14 protein-coding genes are annotated in these 15561 nt (G+C 64.1%); 3 read left to right on the plus strand and 11 right to left on the minus strand.

Annotation, left to right across the window (positions count from 1 at the left end):
• Nucleotides 1–19: 19 nt before the first annotated feature.
• The 5 genes from EU803_RS08575 to EU803_RS08595 form a co-directional block, all read right to left on the minus strand.
• Entirely contained in the window at nucleotides 20–463 is a 444-nt protein-coding gene (locus EU803_RS08575) for a GNAT family N-acetyltransferase (RefSeq protein WP_129681810.1), read from the minus strand.
• A 20-nt stretch (nucleotides 464–483) separates the two neighbouring features.
• Nucleotides 484–1746 carry a glycosyltransferase family 87 protein gene (locus tag EU803_RS08580; protein ID WP_129681812.1) on the minus strand — a complete coding sequence of 421 codons (1263 nt, stop codon included), beginning with the start codon at nucleotides 1744–1746 and terminating at the stop codon, nucleotides 484–486.
• Nucleotides 1746–4766 (minus strand): DNA translocase FtsK, encoded by a 3021-nt coding sequence (locus tag EU803_RS08585; protein WP_129681814.1) that lies wholly within the window; start codon nucleotides 4764–4766, stop codon nucleotides 1746–1748. The genes EU803_RS08580 and EU803_RS08585 overlap by 1 nt, the downstream gene beginning before the upstream one ends.
• Before the next feature lie 11 nt (nucleotides 4767–4777).
• Nucleotides 4778–5959: an aminotransferase class I/II-fold pyridoxal phosphate-dependent enzyme gene (locus EU803_RS08590; protein ID WP_129681816.1), complete on the minus strand. Its 1182-nt coding sequence runs from the start codon at nucleotides 5957–5959 to the stop codon at nucleotides 4778–4780.
• A gap of 140 nt (nucleotides 5960–6099) precedes the next feature.
• Nucleotides 6100–7428, minus strand: a complete 1329-nt coding sequence (locus tag EU803_RS08595; RefSeq protein WP_129681819.1) for an amidase family protein — start codon at nucleotides 7426–7428, stop codon at nucleotides 6100–6102.
• 48 nt (nucleotides 7429–7476) lie between these two features.
• On the opposite strand from EU803_RS08595, the gene EU803_RS08600 reads away from it, so the two are divergent.
• A complete protein-coding gene (locus tag EU803_RS08600) occupies nucleotides 7477–8727 on the plus strand; it encodes a UbiH/UbiF/VisC/COQ6 family ubiquinone biosynthesis hydroxylase (RefSeq protein ID WP_129681821.1) in 1251 nt (416 codons plus the stop codon).
• An 84-nt stretch (nucleotides 8728–8811) separates the two neighbouring features.
• On the opposite strand, the gene EU803_RS08605 is transcribed toward EU803_RS08600, so the two are convergent.
• From EU803_RS08605 to EU803_RS08615, 3 genes are read right to left on the minus strand one after another with little or no spacing between them, the layout of a single operon-like run.
• Nucleotides 8812–8994, minus strand: a complete 183-nt coding sequence (locus tag EU803_RS08605) for a Trm112 family protein (RefSeq protein ID WP_129681823.1) — start codon at nucleotides 8992–8994, stop codon at nucleotides 8812–8814.
• Nucleotides 8991–9623 (minus strand): LON peptidase substrate-binding domain-containing protein, encoded by a 633-nt coding sequence (locus EU803_RS08610; RefSeq protein WP_129681825.1) that lies wholly within the window; start codon nucleotides 9621–9623, stop codon nucleotides 8991–8993. The genes EU803_RS08605 and EU803_RS08610 overlap by 4 nt, the downstream gene beginning before the upstream one ends.
• 26 nt (nucleotides 9624–9649) lie before the next feature.
• Nucleotides 9650–10567 carry a co-chaperone YbbN gene (locus tag EU803_RS08615; protein ID WP_129681827.1) on the minus strand — a complete coding sequence of 306 codons (918 nt, stop codon included), beginning with the start codon at nucleotides 10565–10567 and terminating at the stop codon, nucleotides 9650–9652.
• Nucleotides 10568–10698: 131 nt separating this feature from the next.
• Between EU803_RS08615 and EU803_RS08620 the strand changes: the two genes are divergently transcribed.
• A complete protein-coding gene (locus EU803_RS08620; RefSeq protein WP_129681829.1) occupies nucleotides 10699–11334 on the plus strand; it encodes a GDSL-type esterase/lipase family protein in 636 nt (211 codons plus the stop codon).
• Nucleotides 11335–11394: 60 nt separating this feature from the next.
• On the opposite strand, the gene mdh is transcribed toward EU803_RS08620, so the two are convergent.
• A complete protein-coding gene (gene mdh, locus EU803_RS08625) occupies nucleotides 11395–12357 on the minus strand; it encodes a malate dehydrogenase (protein WP_129681831.1) in 963 nt (320 codons plus the stop codon).
• 148 nt (nucleotides 12358–12505) lie between these two features.
• Here mdh and EU803_RS08630 point away from each other — a divergent pair, with 148 nt between their 5' ends.
• Nucleotides 12506–13252, plus strand: a complete 747-nt coding sequence (locus tag EU803_RS08630; RefSeq protein ID WP_129681833.1) for a sulfite exporter TauE/SafE family protein — start codon at nucleotides 12506–12508, stop codon at nucleotides 13250–13252.
• 4 nt (nucleotides 13253–13256) lie between these two features.
• Here the strand turns inward: EU803_RS08630 and tdh are convergent, their stop codons facing one another.
• Both tdh and EU803_RS08640 read right to left on the minus strand, forming a co-directional pair.
• Nucleotides 13257–14294, minus strand: a complete 1038-nt coding sequence (gene tdh / locus EU803_RS08635; protein WP_129681835.1) for an L-threonine 3-dehydrogenase — start codon at nucleotides 14292–14294, stop codon at nucleotides 13257–13259.
• The gene (locus EU803_RS08640) at nucleotides 14291–15478 is read right to left on the minus strand and encodes a glycine C-acetyltransferase (RefSeq protein WP_129681837.1); all 1188 of its coding nucleotides are present in this window, start codon (nucleotides 15476–15478) and stop codon (nucleotides 14291–14293) included. Before EU803_RS08640 ends, tdh begins: the two co-directional genes overlap by 4 nt.
• Between the last annotated feature and the right edge of the window lie 83 nt (nucleotides 15479–15561).

The raw sequence follows: 15561 nt of genomic DNA on the forward strand, positions 1-15561 counted from the left end.
GTCAGCGAATAGCCGCACCTCAAACCTTGATGTCATAGGTGATCCACCCGGTCCGGTCGGCAAGCTGATCATAAAGCCCGCGCGCCCGGTAGTTGTTGTCGGCGGTGATCCAGCGGATCACGGACCAGCCGCGCGCCTTGCCTTCGTCCGATACCGCCTCGATCAGGGCGCGCGCCGCGCCGCTGCCCCTTGCCGCGGGATCGACGAACAGATCGTCCAGAAACCCACCCGTCGCGGCAGCAAGCGGCCGCGCAAAGGGTCGGAAATGGGCAAGGCCGATCACGTCACCGCCCTGCTCGGCCAGAAGACCGTCAACTTCGTGTCCGGGATCGTTGATCCATGACCAGAGCCGGTCCCGCATCTCTTGGGTCTGGGCCACCTGATAGAAATCTGCATAGCCGGAATAGAGTTCGTTCCAGCGCCCGCGATCAGCGGCGGTCGGTCGGCGGATTTGAAGAGCCATGTGCAGTCCGTCTCAATCGTTCAATTTTGCCCAGCATAGATGGATGCCCCTTGGCTGCCACCCCCACCCCGCAGACCAAGACCGATGAGGAGCAGGATTGCGCTGACCCCACAGGCGATGGGCACGACGACCGGCAGACCCGTGGTGGCATGCAGCGCGGTCAGGGGACTGGAAACCAGCCCAAGCGCCAGCAAGGCGGGCAGCACGGTGCGCCCTGTAAGGAATGCCGGCAAAAGCAGCAGTGGCCCGATCAGGTAATGGCTCCACCCCAGCGGCCCGAACAGGATCAGCGCGGCCCAAAGGGCCATCAGCCGGGCCACAAGGGAACCGCCGGCTACAAACAACATCCCTGCCACGATCAGGTAGCAGACCAGTCCCGCCACCCCGACCCAGGCAGACGAGGCATAGATCGCGTATCCCGCCGTCTCGCTCAGGCTCAGGGGCGGCTGGTCAAACATGCCACCCACCGCCGGGAACAGGGCTTCGGCGCCGTAGTTCAAAGGCGTGACGATCAGGAAGTTCCCTGCCTTCTGGAGTTGCAGCAAGAAGGCATAATGAAGGTCCGGCCCGGCGACCAACAGGCTGATCCCCAAAAGGGCCAGACCGGTGCCAACCGACACACAAAGCGGCTTCCAGGCCCGGTCAAGCACGAAGATCAGGGCCAGCGCCGCCGGGGCAAGTTTCAACGCAGCGGCGAACCCAAGGATGATCCCCGCCGCGATCAGGGCGCCGGATTTGTAGCGTTCAAATGCCAGCAGGATTAGAAAGGTCACGAAGATCTGCGGCTGGTTGAGCCAGAAAGAGATGAACACCGGGCTGGCGACCAGCAGCACGCCGAACGACAGGAGTGACCAGCGCGTCAACGACATGCTTGGCCCTGCAATGCGATAGGCCAGACCAACCCCGGCGGCGCAAAGGACCGCGTGGACCAGCAGCGCCACATCGAAGAACCGGACCGGGTCCAGATGGGCGGCGACCGGGGCAAGAACCGCCGCCCAGATCGGCGCATAAACATAGGGCAACGCCAGGGCGCCTTCGGGGCCAAGGGCCGCCGCGCGGGCGGACCATGCGTCAGAGGCCGAGCCACCGAAAAACATCTCGGGCGACAGGTAGATCAGGTGATGGTCGCCCTCGGCATAGGACAGGGCGCCGAAATAGACCGCGCTCAGGTCCGGCGGCCAGGACCCGCGGAACGTGACCCAGATCACCGCCACGAACGCGGTCGCGCAGGCGAGGTAGATCACATTTCCCCTGCGGACCGCGTGGCCGTGCGCCAATGTCATCAGCCCTGCTCGGGCACCAGAACTTCGCGTTTTCCAACGTGGTTGGCACCGCTGACCACGCCCTGATCTTCCATCTGTTCAACCAACCGCGCGGCCTTGTTGTAGCCGATGGCCAGTTTGCGCTGGATATAGGAGGTCGAGCATTTGCGGTCCTTGATGACGATCGCCACCGCCTGATCGTAAAGCGCATCCTCGCTGTCGGTGTTTCCGCCCAGACCAAGCACAAGGTCGATATCGGCCTCTTTGCCTTCGTCCGGGCCATCGACCACGCCGGACATGTATTCCGGCGGGCCAAACCCCTTGAGGTAGTTGACGATCTCTTCGACCTCTTCATCGCTGACAAAGGGGCCGTGCACGCGGCTGATCCGCCCGCCACCGGCCATGTAGAGCATATCGCCCATACCCAAGAGCTGTTCGGCCCCCTGTTCGCCAAGGATCGTGCGGCTGTCGATCTTCGACGTCACCTGGAAGGAAATCCGGGTCGGGAAGTTGGCCTTGATGGTCCCTGTGATCACATCGACCGATGGGCGCTGCGTCGCCATGATCAGGTGGATACCGGACGCCCGCGCCATCTGTGCGAGCCGCTGGATGCAGGCCTCGATCTCTTTGCCCGCGACCATCATCAGGTCGGCCATCTCGTCGACGATAACGACGATATAGGGCATCTTCTCGGGCGCGAATTCCTCGGTCTCGAAGATCGGATCGCCGGTTTCCTCGTCAAACCCGGTCTGGACCGTGCGGCTGAACATCTCGTTCCGGCCCAGAGCGTCGGCAACCCGGCCATTGTAGCCTTCGATGTTGCGCACGCCCATCTTGGACATTTTGCGATACCGTTCTTCCATCTCGCCCACGACCCATTTCAGGGCGACGACGGCCTTTTTCGGGTCTGTTACCACTGGCGACAGAAGGTGCGGAATGCCGTCATAGACCGACAGTTCCAGCATCTTCGGGTCGATCATGATCAGCCGGCATTCGTCCGGGGTCAGCTTGTAGAGAAGCGACAGGATCATCGTGTTGATCGCAACCGACTTGCCCGAGCCCGTGGTCCCCGCGATCAGCAGGTGGGGCATCTTGGCAAGGTTGGCGACAATCGGGTCGCCGCCGATATCCTTGCCCAGCGCAAGCGGCAGCTTCATGTTGCTATCGCCGAAATCGCGGGCGGCCAGAATTTCACGCAGCACCACCTTTTCGCGGGCCGCGTTGGGCAGTTCGATCCCAATCACCGACCGTCCCGGAACGGTGGACACACGGGCCGACAGGGCCGACATCGACCGGGCGATATCGTCGGCAAGGCCGATCACGCGGCTTGCCTTCAGACCCGGCGCCGGTTCCAGTTCGTACATGGTCACGACCGGGCCGGGGCGGACACTGACGATCTCGCCCTTGACGCCATAGTCGTCCAGAACGCTTTCCAGCATCCGCGCGTTTTCTTCCAACGCCTCGTCCGACAGGTGGTGCCGCTGGATTTCAATCGGGTTCATCAAAAGCGACAGGGGCGGATGGTCATAATCCGCGTGGCGCTCTTCGAATTGCAGCTTCGGCTGGGCCTCGGCGCGGGCCTGCTTGGACGGGATGACCTTGCGGTTCAGCTGATGCTGGACAACCTTGCGCGGCTCGGACGCAGGGGCCTGCACGCGCGATTGCGCATTTTCCTGCGTCTCGAACAGCGGCTCGGCCGTCAGCGGCGCGCGCGTGTCCGTCTGTTCGGTCAGGTCCATCCATTCGTCTTCCAGAACCAGAAGATCGTCCTCTTCGCTGACCACGGGTGTCTGCGGCGCGAAGTCCGCCTCGACCGGCGTCGGCGCGGTCGGGGCAAACACCAACGGGCGCGGGCCCTTGCCAGCGGTCAGCGACGGTTCGATCCGAAGACCTGCCTCGGTCCGGGTGACCGGCGGCTGCGGCACCGTCGCGGTCTGGCGGGCGCGAATGGCCTCGGTGATGCGGCTGCGAATGCGGTCGCCATCGACAGGCATCGAAGGGTCCGGCGCAAGGCCCGGATCAACAAGTTCCGGCGTGGGCATCGGGTCCGGCTGGCGGCGCAGCAACGACGGCATCAGGCCGCGTAGCCCACCGGATGTCGGCGCAGGTTGCGACCGGACGGGCGCCACGAGAGGTTCTTCCACCCAGCCCGCATCCTGCGGCACGGGCGGCATCGTGCGGTGCATCTGCGGTTCCGCCCGATGGGTCGGCATGACGGGGTTGGCGCGGATCACGGCCGCAACGCGGCTGCGTTCCTCTGCGGTCGGCGGCGCGGGAAAACGCTGTTCGGCTGCATATTCCTCGGTCATCAGTGCACGTTCGGCCCGGGCCTGTTCCCGGCGCGTCTGAACGGTTTCATGCAGCCCGGTCGCGGCCTTCATCGAGGCCGAGGCCCCTTTTCCAAGCGCCCGCAAGACCAGCGTATAGAGAACGATCAGCCCGATCAGCAGGAACCGGCCCACCTGCCGCAGTTCCGGCCGGGTAAACCCAAGCACGAAAGCCGCAAGAACAAGGGTCAAAACGCCCGAGATCAGCGAAAACAGCTTGACCCCGATCGACGCCGGAACCGGCAGGATCGTCAGGCCAATCGACAGGGCCGTATCCCCGAACAGCCCGCCCAGACCAAAGCTGTGGGTCCAGCCTTGCCCCGGTGCGAGCGTGGACGCATAGACCGCGGCAACGGCGATGGCGATGGGGGCGAAAATGATCCGGCCAAGGGCCCGTTCCTGCCCGTTGTGCATCACCATCCGCACGCCCCAGGCGACAAGACACAGGGCAATGCCCCAGGTCGCCCAGCCCGCGATCATGAACAGCGGCGCCGCGATAGAGGCCCCGGCCCGGCCCATCCAGTTCTGGACGGGCGCATCGGTGGCCAACATCCAGTTCGGGTCTTCCGGACTATAGGTTCCGATCATCATGCCGGCCATCACGCCAAGGACCACCAGGCCGATCCCAAGCAGTTCCCGGCCCCGCTTTTCAAGCGCCGCTTGCGTGGTGCTGTCCAGGAGCGGATCGCGCTGTCGCGTCGTGTAAGATGCCATGCCTGTCGTCCTCAATCACCGTAGAGGCAGTCGCGGATCGCCGTCAGCCCGCGCTGCATTTCTTCTTGCCCGGCCACCATCGCGACCCGGATGAACCCTTTGCCGGGGTTATGTCCCCCGACCTCGCGGCTCAGGTAGGCGCCGGGAAGGACCCGCACGCCGGTTTCAGTCCAAAGTTTCACCGTCGCGGCTTCCCCGTCCTCGACGGGCAGCCACAGGAAGAACCCCGCCTGCGGCGGCATGTATCCGGGCACGTTGCCAAAGATACGGTCGGCCATGCGGTATTTCTGCTGATAGAGCGTCCGGTTCTCGATCACATGGACCTCGTCCGCCCAGACCTTTTCTGCTACGCGCTGCAAGGGCAGCGGCAGCGGCGCACCCGCATAGGCCCGCAATTGCCGGATACGGGCGATAGATTGCACGCCCCCCGCACAGAACCCGGACCGCAGCCCCGGCAGATTCGACCGCTTCGACAGCGAATGAAAGATCACCACACGTTCCGGGTCGGCACCCATCCGGGCCGCAACCTCAAGCGCGCCGACCGGCGGCGTATCGCGGTAGATCTCGGAATAGCATTCATCGGCGAAGATACGGAAATCGTGCTTTTCCGCCAAGGCAATCAGGTCGCGCCAGTAGTCTTCCGTCGCCACAGCGCCCTGCGGGTTGGCGGGCGAACAGACATAGGCGATTGCCGTCCCGTCCAGAACATCCTCGGGAAGGGCGGTATAGTCGGGCAAATGGCCGCTGGCGTCATCGGCGGCGACATAGACGGGCTCTGCCCCACAGGTCAGGGCGGCAACCGCATAGACCTGATAGAACGGGTTCGGCGTCAGGATCACCGGCCGCTGGCCGTTCTTCTGTTCCGGGCACAGGGCGATGGCCGCGTTCATCAACCCCTCGCGCGTGCCGTTCAGCGCCATGATCTGATCCGGCGTCACCGACACACCATAGCGCAGCGAAATCCACCCCGCGATGGCCGACAGCAGTTCGGGCGAGCCATCGTTCGGCGGGTATTTGGCAAAGCCGTCGATATTGGCCGCAAGCACATCGGCAACGAACGGCGGCATCGGATGCCGCGGTTCCCCGATTGTCATGACAATCGGTTCGCCACCCGGTTCAAGGTGGTCAAGAAGCGTCCGCAGGCGCGGAAACGCGTATTCCGGAAGGTTCGAAAACCGCTCGGGAAAATCCATAACTGCCTCAGGTTTGCAGGATCATTGTCGCCCTGCTTTGGCATGACCTTACCCCGCGCGGCGCGGCGCTGTCCAGAAAAACGGAACGAATCACGGGGGTTGCGGCCGTATATTGTTGCTTTTTTGTGCTGGTGGCGGCGCTAGGACAGGGCCGCCTCGGCCGCGATACCCAGCCGCAGCAGCGCTTCCTCCTGCCCCGGCGCGCTGTTGAACAGGATGCCGCAGGACGGCACGCCGGTCGGAAGCGTCAACCCGCACAGGCCCATCAGGTTGCCAACTCGGGTGTTGCGCAGCGCCAACAGGTTCTCGGTCACATAGTAGTCCGCATCCGTTTCCAGCCGGGCCAGGTTGGGCGGAAGGCTGGGCACTGTCGGCATGATCACCGCGTCATATCCCGCCGTGGCGGCAAGGTAGTCCGCCCGGATCGCGTTCAATTCGCCCCAACCAGCGATATAGTCGGACGCTGTGTAGTCACCACCGGGGCGAATGCGGTCATAGATCTGGCGAAACATCTTGTCCGGGTCAGGCTCGATCAGGTCGCGCCACGCAGCCCAGGCGTCGGCGGTATACAGCATCCCGGCAAGCTCATAGGCACGGGGCAGCTCTGGCACCGTGCCATGAACCACCTCTGCCCCGGCGTTTTGCAGACGTTCGACGGCGCTTTGAAACGCGGCGCGCGGGGCATCGCGCAGCCCCTCCATCGCCACGGTATCAAGGATCATCAGACGGGCACCTTCAAGCGAGGCGCCTTTCAGGTCCGCAGCCCGCCCGCCTTCCAGCGCCGCCAGCAGAAGGCCCGCGTCCTCGACCGTGCGGCACAAGGGCCCCACGGTGTCGAAGGTTTCGCACAGGGGCACGACGCCCTCAATCGACAGCCGCCCATGGGTCGTTTTCAACCCGACCAGATCATTCCACGCAGATGGCACCCGGACCGACCCACCTGTGTCGGACCCGATCGCCGCCGCCGCCAGCCCAAAGGCGACAGAGGCCGCCGCGCCGGACGATGACCCGCCGGGAACCGCATCCGGGTCGTTGACGCAGGGCGGGGTCGCGGTCATCGGGTTATAGCCGAGGCCGGAAAAGGCAATCTCGGACAGGTGGGTTTTGCCAAGACAAACCAGCCCGGCGGCAGTCGCATTGCTCAGCACCTCTGCATCCCGGTCGGGGATGCGCCCTTCCATCAATCTGGTCCCGGCCTCGGTCGCGGTGCCGGCGCTATCGAACAGGTCTTTCCAGCTGATCGGCACCCCATCCAGCGGGGACAACCGGTGCCCTGCCTTGGCGCGGTTCGACGCGGCCTTGGCTTCGGCCCGGGCGCGGTCATGGGTGACGCGGGCATAAATCCGGTCCCGCAACGGGTGGGCGTCAATCGCGGACAGGTAGGTTTCGCAGAGGTCCACCGGGTCAATCTGCCCCGCGCCGATCCCGCGCCCAAGTTCCGCCGCCGATGCCCAAAGCCAATCGCGCATGTTCGCCCCTTTCCCCGGTTCGGTCAGACGGTAGCGGCGACAGGACACATGGACAATCCCGCGCGGCGCGGCATATGTCAGGGCATGGCACAGGATCAGGACATCCTTATCGTCGGTGGCGGGTTGAACGGCCCGGCGCTTGCCCTTGCGCTGGCCCAATCCGGGTTCCGGGTCGGCGTGATCGACGCGCTGCCCATCGACACCCGCAAGGATCCGGGGTTTGATGGGCGGGCCTATGCGCTGGCGCTGGCCTCCAAACGGCTCTTGGCGGCGGTCGGGGTCTGGGCGCGGGTCGCGGACCATGCTCAACCGATGCTGGAGATCAAGGTCACCGACGGGCGCGCGGGTGAAGGCCCCAGCCCATGGATGATGCATTTCGACCATGCCGAGATCGAAGAGGGCCCTATGGGCTTCATGGTCGAAGACCGGCACCTGCGCCGCGCCTTCCTTGACGCCATGGCCGACGCGCCCGGGATCACACAATATGCCGGGGAAACCGTAACCGCGCAGACTGTGGATGCCACTGGCGTGACGGTCACTCTTGCCTCGGGCCGGACACTGGGTGCGTCGCTTCTGATCGGCTGCGATGGCCGCCGCTCGGGCACCGCTGAACGGGCCGGTATCCGCCGCACCGGTTGGAGTTATGGGCAGACAGCGATTGTCTGCGCCGTGGCCCATGAAAAACCCCACGGCGGGATCGCGCATCAGTTTTTCATGCCCAATGGCCCGCTGGCGATCCTGCCGCTGACCGGGAACCGGTCCTCCATCGTCTGGAGCGAAACCGACGAGCGCGCCGCGCAATGCGCCGCTATGTCCGATGCAGAGTTCCTTGAGGTCTTGAAACCCGCTTTCGGCTCATTCCTTGGCGATATCCGGCTGGAAGGCGCGCGGTTCATCTACCCCCTGAACCTGACCCTCGCGAACAGCTTTATTGCTGATCGTCTGGCGCTTGTCGGGGACGCGGCCCACGGGATGCACCCGATTGCCGGGCAGGGGTTGAACGCAGGCCTGCGGGACATTGGCGCGCTGGCCGAGGTTCTGTCAGAGGCCCGCAGCCGGGGCGAAGATATCGGAAGCCCCATCGTGCTGGCCCGCTACCAGCAATGGCGGCGGTTCGACACCGCCACGCTCGCCCTGTCGACAGATGCCTTCAACCGGCTGTTTTCGAATGACAATCCGGCACTTCGGGCGATTCGGGATATTGGGATGGGAATCGTCAACGCCCTGCCCGGCCTGCGGCGTGGCTTTGTCCGCGAGGCAGCGGGGCTGACCGGCGATCTGCCGAGGCTGATGCGCTAGCTGGCTTTGGGGCGGGTGGGTTGAAACCCACCTTACATCCTATGGCAACGCCGTAAGGTTGGTCTCGACCCACCTACCCAGCTGCTAGTCGATCACCCGCGCCTCATCGACCAGCATGACCGGAATGCCGTTGCGGATCGGATAGGCCAGTTTCGCCTTGTCGGAAATCAGCTCTTGCGCCTCGGCGTCATAGCGCAGCCCGCCTTGGGTCTGCGGGCAGATCAGCGCCTCGAGCATCTTGCGGTCAAACGGGGCATGGTCGGTCATTGGATGGTCTCGTCTCCACCGCCCGCAAGGGCGAATTCAATCAATGTCACAAGGGTTTCGCGGCGCGTGACCAGCGAGGGGGCTTCAAGAAGGGCCTGTTTGTCCTCAACCTCGAACGGGCAGAGCATGGACAGGGAATTGATCAGGAGTTCATCCTCCGCCTCGCGCAAGGCGTCCCAGTCCGTCGACAGGCCCTGTTCCTCGAAATAGCGGCCCAGCAGGCGGACGAACCCGGCGCGGTCAAACCCGCTGTCCTTTTCCACCGGGCCACGGTCCCGATCGAAGCCGTCCCAACTGACCTTGGCGCGGCGGTAAGGGGTGAACCCCTCCACCTCTTCCGTCACCCGGAACCGCGACACGCCCGACAGCGTGATCATGTAGCGGCCGTCTTCGGTTTCGGAAAAGGCGGTCAGCCGCCCGGCGCAGCCGATCTTGTGCAACTGTCCGGCCCGCCCTTCCATTGGTTGGATCATCCCGATCAACCGGTGCGCGGTCTTCAGCGTGTCATCCAGCATGGCCAGATAGCGCGGCTCGAAGATATGCAGGGGCAACCGGGCGCGCGGCAACAGCAGCGCACCGGGCAAGGGGAAGAGCGGAATGATGTCGGGCAGATCGGCGGTCTGGATCATGGTCCAGACCTAGCACGCGCACGGCATCAGGCAAATATCATCGACGACAGTTTGCGCCGCCCGTTAAGAACGATCGGGTCCGTCGGCTTCAGCGCGTCGAAGATCTGGAACAGTTGCGCCTTTGCGGCCCCGTCATTCCATTCCCGATCGCGCCGGAACAGTTCCAGAAGTTCCGCCACGGCCTGTTCGGTCTGACCGGCCCCATGCAGGGCGGTGGCCAGGTCGAACCGGGCCTGAAGGTTGTCCGGGTCGGCATCGACCGCCGCTTGCAGTTCGGCAACCGGGCCGGCATCCGCGGCCTGCCGGGTCAGCGTGATCTGGGCGCGCGCGGCCTCCAATTCGGGCTTGTCGGCGATTTCGGCCGGGGCGCCGTTCAGGACTGCCTCGGCCTCGTCCACCTGACCAAGGGCAAGCGTCGCCCGCACCAGCCCGCCATAAGCGGCGGCGTTTTCCGGCTCTTCCTGCAGGATCGCGGCAAAGGTTTCGGCGGCCCCTTCGGCGTCGCCTTCCTCCAGCATGGTTTCGGCGGCGGCGACAGCCTCGGCCAGACTTTCATCCTCGCCCCCGGCCAGATCGGCCAGCTTTTTCACAAATGCCTCGACCTCGCTGGGCGGCAACGTGCCTTGAAACCCGTCCACCGGCTGGCCCTGCCAGAAGGCATAGACGGTCGGGATGGATTGCACCCGCATCTGCCCCGCGACCATCTGGTTGCGGTCTACGTCGATCTTCACCAGCCGGACCTTGCCGCCCGCCTTTGTCACCGCGCTTTCCAGCGCCGGGCCAAGCGTCTTGCACGGGCCGCACCATGTGGCCCAGAAGTCTACGATCACCGGCACCTGTTGGGACGCCTCGACAACGTCCTGCATGAAGGTCTGGTCAGACCCGTCGATAATCAGATCGCCTTGGGCCGGGGCGTTTCCGGCCGCGCCGTTTAGTTCGAGCATCCTGTGGCTCCTTCATTGCGTGTTGCCCCCTATATGCGTCCGCGCAAGCCGAAGTTGAAGGGGGCAATCCCTGTTTACAGGTCACCGGACTGCGGCGTAGCGTCCGTGGAAACCCTACGAGAGGCGACCCCATGCCCACCATCCTGACCTTTGGCGACAGCAACACCCACGGGACGCCGCCGATGCCTTCGGCCGACGTCATCCTGCGGCTTGGCCCGACAGAGCGTTGGCCCCGTGTCATGGCGCAATCGCTGGGGGCTGGCTGGGATCTGGTCGAGGAAGGGTTGGGAGGTCGAACGACGGTGTTCGACGACCCCGAAACCGGGCCACTGATGAACGGCGGTCTGGCCCTGCCGATGGCACTGCGCAGCCACGGGCCGATTGATTGGCTGACCATCATGCTGGGCACGAATGACTGCCAGTTCGTCTATGGGCTGACCGCCGAGCAAATCGCCGCGGGCCTCGCCCGGCTATTGGTGATTGCGAACCGGCCCGATCTTCAGGCCCGGCACGGCGGGTTCCGGGTGCTGGTCATTGCCCCGCCCCCGGTCGAAGAGGTTGGCACCTTCGGCCGCGAGTTCCACATGGGCGCGGCGAAATCGCAGGCCCTGCCCGGCCTTTATGCCCGGCTTGCCCGCGACTATGGGGCTGAGTTCATGAATGCGGGCGACCATATCGCAATCAGCCCGGTAGATGGGGTGCACTTCGATGCCGCGGCCCATCGGACGCTTGGACTGGCTGTTGCGGACAAGATCCTGTCGCTTTGAATGAAAAAGGCCCCGCGTCTGTCCGGACGCGGGGCCTATTCAGTTCTGATTGTCAGGCAATCAGGCGAGGGTGCTGTCGATCCCTTTGCAGGCAGCGACCAGCCCTTTGACCGCATCGACCGACTTGTCGAACATCACCTGTTCGTCCTTGTCGAGCTTGATGTCGATGACCTTTTCGATCCCGTTGGCACCGATCACGGTCGGCACGCCCACGTAAAGACCCTTCAGCCCATAGGCACCGTCGACATAGGCGGCACAGGGCAGAACGCGCTTTTGGTCGCGAAGGTAGGCTTCGGCCATTTCAATCGCGCTGGTCGCGGGGGCATAGAAGGCCGACCCGGTCTTCAGAAGGCCAACGATCTCGGCGCCGCCGTCGCGGGTCCGCTGCACGATGGCGTCCAGCTTGTCCTGCGTGGTCCAGCCCATCGACACCAGGTCGGGCAGCGGGATACCGGCAACGGTCGAGTAACGGGCCAGCGGCACCATCGTATCGCCGTGGCCGCCCAGCACGAATGCGGTGACGTCGCGCATGGACACACCGAATTCAAGGCTCAGGAAGTGGCGGAAGCGCGCGCTGTCCAGAACGCCGGCCATGCCGACGACCTTGTTGTGGGGCAGGCCCGAGAATTCGCGCAGCGCCCAGACCATCGCGTCCAGCGGGTTGGTGATGCAGATGACGAATGCGTTCGGGGCGTGCGCCTTGATGCCTTCGCCGACCGACTTCATGACCTTCAGGTTGATGCCCAGAAGGTCGTCACGGCTCATCCCCGGCTTGCGCGGAACACCGGCGGTGACGATGCAGACATCGGCGCCCGCGATGTCGGCATAATCGTTGGTGCCCTTGAAAGAGCCGTCAAAGCCCTCCGCAGGTCCGGATTCGGCGAGGTCGAGCGCCTTGCCCTGGGGAATGCCTTCGGCGATGTCGAAAAGAACGACGTCGCCAAGTTCCTTGATTGCGGCGAGGTGGGCGAGCGTGCCGCCGATCTGTCCGGCGCCGATAAGCGCGATCTTGGGTCTGGCCATGGAAAGTTCCGTCCTTGGATCGGGTTGAAATCGGCTTTCTGGTAGTCGTTTGCGACCGCTCGCGCAAGCCCGCTGCGCTGCGGCATAGGATTCCGGGCTGTCACAGCCCTCTGTTTGCGCTAAACGACGCCCAACAGGAGAGCCTTCTTTGGACAGCATCTATTTCTGGCCGCTCGCGATTGCGGCTTCGGTCTTTGTCGGGATGGGAAAGGGCGGATTGCCCGTGATTGCCATGCTGGCCGTTCCGGCACTTGCGCTGGTCATGTCGCCCGTCGCGGCGGCGGGCATGTTGTTGCCCGTCTACGTGGTGTCGGACATGTTCGGGCTGATCGCCTACCGGCGGGATTTCGACCGAACTGTCCTGACCATCATGATCTGTGGCATGACCGTAGGCGTCGGGATCGGCTGGGCACTGGCTCATGTGGTTCCCGAAGCGGCGGTGACGCTGGTGATCGGGCTGATCGGCGCGGTCTTCGCCCTGAACCTGATCCTGCGCACCAAGCCCGACACCCCCGCCCGCAAGCCGCGCTGGGGCGGCGGCCTGTTCTGGGGGACCATCACCGGGTTCACCAGTTTCGTCAGCCACTCGGGCGGGCCGCCCTATCAGGTCTGGGTCCTGCCGCTGAAACTGTCCAAGGCGGTTTTTGTCGGCACTTCGGTCATCGCATTTTCTTACGTGAACGCGATCAAACTGGTGCCCTATTACTTCCTCGGACAACTGAACCTAGAAAACCTCAAGATCGCGGCCCTGCTGATGGCCCCGGCGGCGGCGTCCGTCTGGATCGGCGTCTGGCTGGTGCGCATCCTGCCCGAACGGCTGTTCTTCCAGATCGTGACCTGGGCGCTGCTGATCCTGTCGCTCAAACTGATCTGGGACGGGGCAACCGGGCTTTGACCGGTCAGGTCCAGTCCAGCACCACCTTGCCCGAGGCACCACCTTTCATCGTCTCGAACCCGGTCCGGAAATCGTCGGCCTTGAACCGGTGGGTGATGACGTCCCGCACCTTCAGCCCGTTTTCCAGCATGGCGATCATCTTGTACCAAGTTTCAAAGATCTCGCGGCCATAGACGCCTTTGATCGTGATCGCCTTGAACACGATGCGGGACCAGTCGACCGGCGACTTGCCCGGAGGAATGCCCAGAAGGGCGATCCGTCCCCCCATGACAAGGTTTTCCACCATCTGGTCCAGCGCCTGCTGGTTGCCCGACATTTCCAGCCCGACATCAAAGCCTTCGGTCATCCGCAGCGCGCCTTCCACATCGCGCAAATCCTGTTTCGCCACGTTGACCGGCACCACATCCGCGACCCGCGCCGCAAGATCCAGCCGGTCCTGATTAACGTCAGTAATTACCACATGGCGCGCGCCGACATGGCGGGCCACGGCGGCGGCCATGATCCCGATGGGCCCGGCCCCGGTGATCAGAACATCCTCGCCCACCAGATCAAAGGACAGCGCCGTGTGGACCGCGTTGCCCAGCGGATCAAGGATCGCGCCGATTTCATCGTCGATCGCGTCCGGAAGGGGCACCACGTTAAAGGCGGGCAGGCGCAGGTATTGGGCAAAGGCCCCCTGTTCATTCACCCCAATCCCGCGCGTCGCCGGATCAAGGTGGAACTTGCCCGCGCGTGCCTGCCGGCTTTTCTTGCCGATCAGGTGGCCCTCGCCAGAACAGCGCTGGCCGATTTCCAGCCCTTCGACATTGCGGCCGATCTCGACGATCTCGCCCGCGAATTCATGGCCGGTGATCAGCGGCACAGGCACGGTGCGTGCGGCCCAGTCGTCCCAATTCCAGATGTGGATGTCAGTGCCGCAAATGCCGGTCTTGTTGACCTTGATCAGCACATCGTCCGGCCCGATTTCCGGCACCGGGGCATTGACCATCCACAGGCCCGGTTCGGGCCTGGACTTTTCAAGGGCCTTCATCTGGTTGGTCATGACAGCACTCCGGTTTCGCGGCCCGCCTGTTCAAAGGCGGCAAGGGCGGTATCAAGGTCGGCATGGGTCAGCGCGGCGTTCATCTGGGTCCGGATGCGGGCCTTGCCTTTGGGCACCACGGGAAAGAAGAACCCCGACACATAGACCCCAAGGTCGAACAATCGCGCCGCCATCGCCTGCGCCTTGCGCGCGTCATACAGCATGACCGGAATGATCGGGTGCTCGCCGGGCAGCAGATCGAACCCCGCGCGTTCCAGCCCCTTGCGCCAATAGCCCGCGTTGTTGAACAGCTTTGCGCGCAACTCGTCCCCCTGTTCGACAAGATCGAGGGCCGCCAACCCGGCCGCGACGACCGAAGGCGGCAAGGCGTTGGAAAACAGGTAGGGCCGGGCCCGTTGCCGCAACAAGTCGATGACCGGCTGCGGCCCGGCGATATAGCCGCCCAGCGCGCCGCCCAATGCCTTGCCAAGGGTTCCCGTCAACAAGTCGGCCCGGACGCCGAAATGCGCGGGCGTTCCCGCCCCTTTCGGCCCCATGAACCCGGTCGCGTGGCAATCATCGACCATCAGAAGCGCGTCGTATTGGTCCGCCAGCGCCCGGATTTCCGGCAGTTTGGCAAGGTAGCCATCCATGCTGAACACCCCGTCAGTGGCGATCATCACGTGCCGCGCCCCATCGGCGCGGGCCTGTTTCAACTGCACCTCCAGGTCATCCATATCGGAGTTGGCGTAGCGATAGCGTTTCGCCTTGCACAGCCGGATACCGTCGATGATCGAGGCATGGTTCAGCGCGTCGGAAATCACCGCGTCTTCCGGCCCCAAAAGCGGCTCGAACAAGGCGCCATTGGCGTCGAAACAGGCGGCGAAAAGAATCGAATCTTCCGCCCCCAGGAACCGGGCCAGCCGATGTTCCAGTTGCCGATGCAGGTCTTGCGTGCCACAGATGAACCGGACCGAGGCCATACCATAACCGTGGTCATCCATCGCTGCCTTTGCCGCTGCGACCAGCGCAGGGTGATTGGCCAGCCCAAGGTAGTTGTTGGCGCACAGGTTGATCCGATCCCCACCTGCGACGGTGATATGGGTCGACTGGGGCGAGGTGATCTCGCGTTCAACCTTCATCAGAGCGTCCGCCTCGATCGCGGTCAGCGTTTCGCGGATATGGGCAAGAAAAGAGTCGGACATCGCTGCGCTTCCTTTGGTGGCTGCGCGGGTCTTGTCCGTTATTTTGGATCGCCGGTCAATATAAAAGATACAAGATAACGGAT

The sequence above is a fragment of the Loktanella sp. IMCC34160 genome, assembly GCF_004145845.1.
In the GTDB taxonomy this organism is placed as follows: Bacteria; Pseudomonadota; Alphaproteobacteria; order Rhodobacterales; family Rhodobacteraceae; genus SELP01.

Excerpts from the sequence above, each read along its gene's own strand:
- EU803_RS08575 (WP_129681810.1), bottom strand. The coding sequence starts at position 463 with ATGGCTCTTCAAATCCGCCGACCGACCGCCGCTGATCGCGGGCGCTGG.
- EU803_RS08580 (WP_129681812.1), bottom strand. The coding sequence starts at position 1,746 with ATGACATTGGCGCACGGCCACGCGGTCCGCAGGGGAAATGTGATCTAC.
- EU803_RS08585 (WP_129681814.1), bottom strand. The coding sequence starts at position 4,766 with ATGGCATCTTACACGACGCGACAGCGCGATCCGCTCCTGGACAGCACC.
- EU803_RS08590 (WP_129681816.1), bottom strand. The coding sequence starts at position 5,959 with ATGGATTTTCCCGAGCGGTTTTCGAACCTTCCGGAATACGCGTTTCCG.
- EU803_RS08595 (WP_129681819.1), bottom strand. The coding sequence starts at position 7,428 with ATGCGCGATTGGCTTTGGGCATCGGCGGCGGAACTTGGGCGCGGGATC.
- EU803_RS08600 (WP_129681821.1), top strand. The coding sequence starts at position 7,477 with ATGGACAATCCCGCGCGGCGCGGCATATGTCAGGGCATGGCACAGGAT.
- EU803_RS08605 (WP_129681823.1), bottom strand. The coding sequence starts at position 8,994 with ATGACCGACCATGCCCCGTTTGACCGCAAGATGCTCGAGGCGCTGATC.
- EU803_RS08610 (WP_129681825.1), bottom strand. The coding sequence starts at position 9,623 with ATGATCCAGACCGCCGATCTGCCCGACATCATTCCGCTCTTCCCCTTG.
- EU803_RS08615 (WP_129681827.1), bottom strand. The coding sequence starts at position 10,567 with ATGCTCGAACTAAACGGCGCGGCCGGAAACGCCCCGGCCCAAGGCGAT.
- EU803_RS08620 (WP_129681829.1), top strand. The coding sequence starts at position 10,699 with ATGCCCACCATCCTGACCTTTGGCGACAGCAACACCCACGGGACGCCG.
- mdh (WP_129681831.1), bottom strand. The coding sequence starts at position 12,357 with ATGGCCAGACCCAAGATCGCGCTTATCGGCGCCGGACAGATCGGCGGC.
- tdh (WP_129681835.1), bottom strand. The coding sequence starts at position 14,294 with ATGACCAACCAGATGAAGGCCCTTGAAAAGTCCAGGCCCGAACCGGGC.
- EU803_RS08640 (WP_129681837.1), bottom strand. The coding sequence starts at position 15,478 with ATGTCCGACTCTTTTCTTGCCCATATCCGCGAAACGCTGACCGCGATC.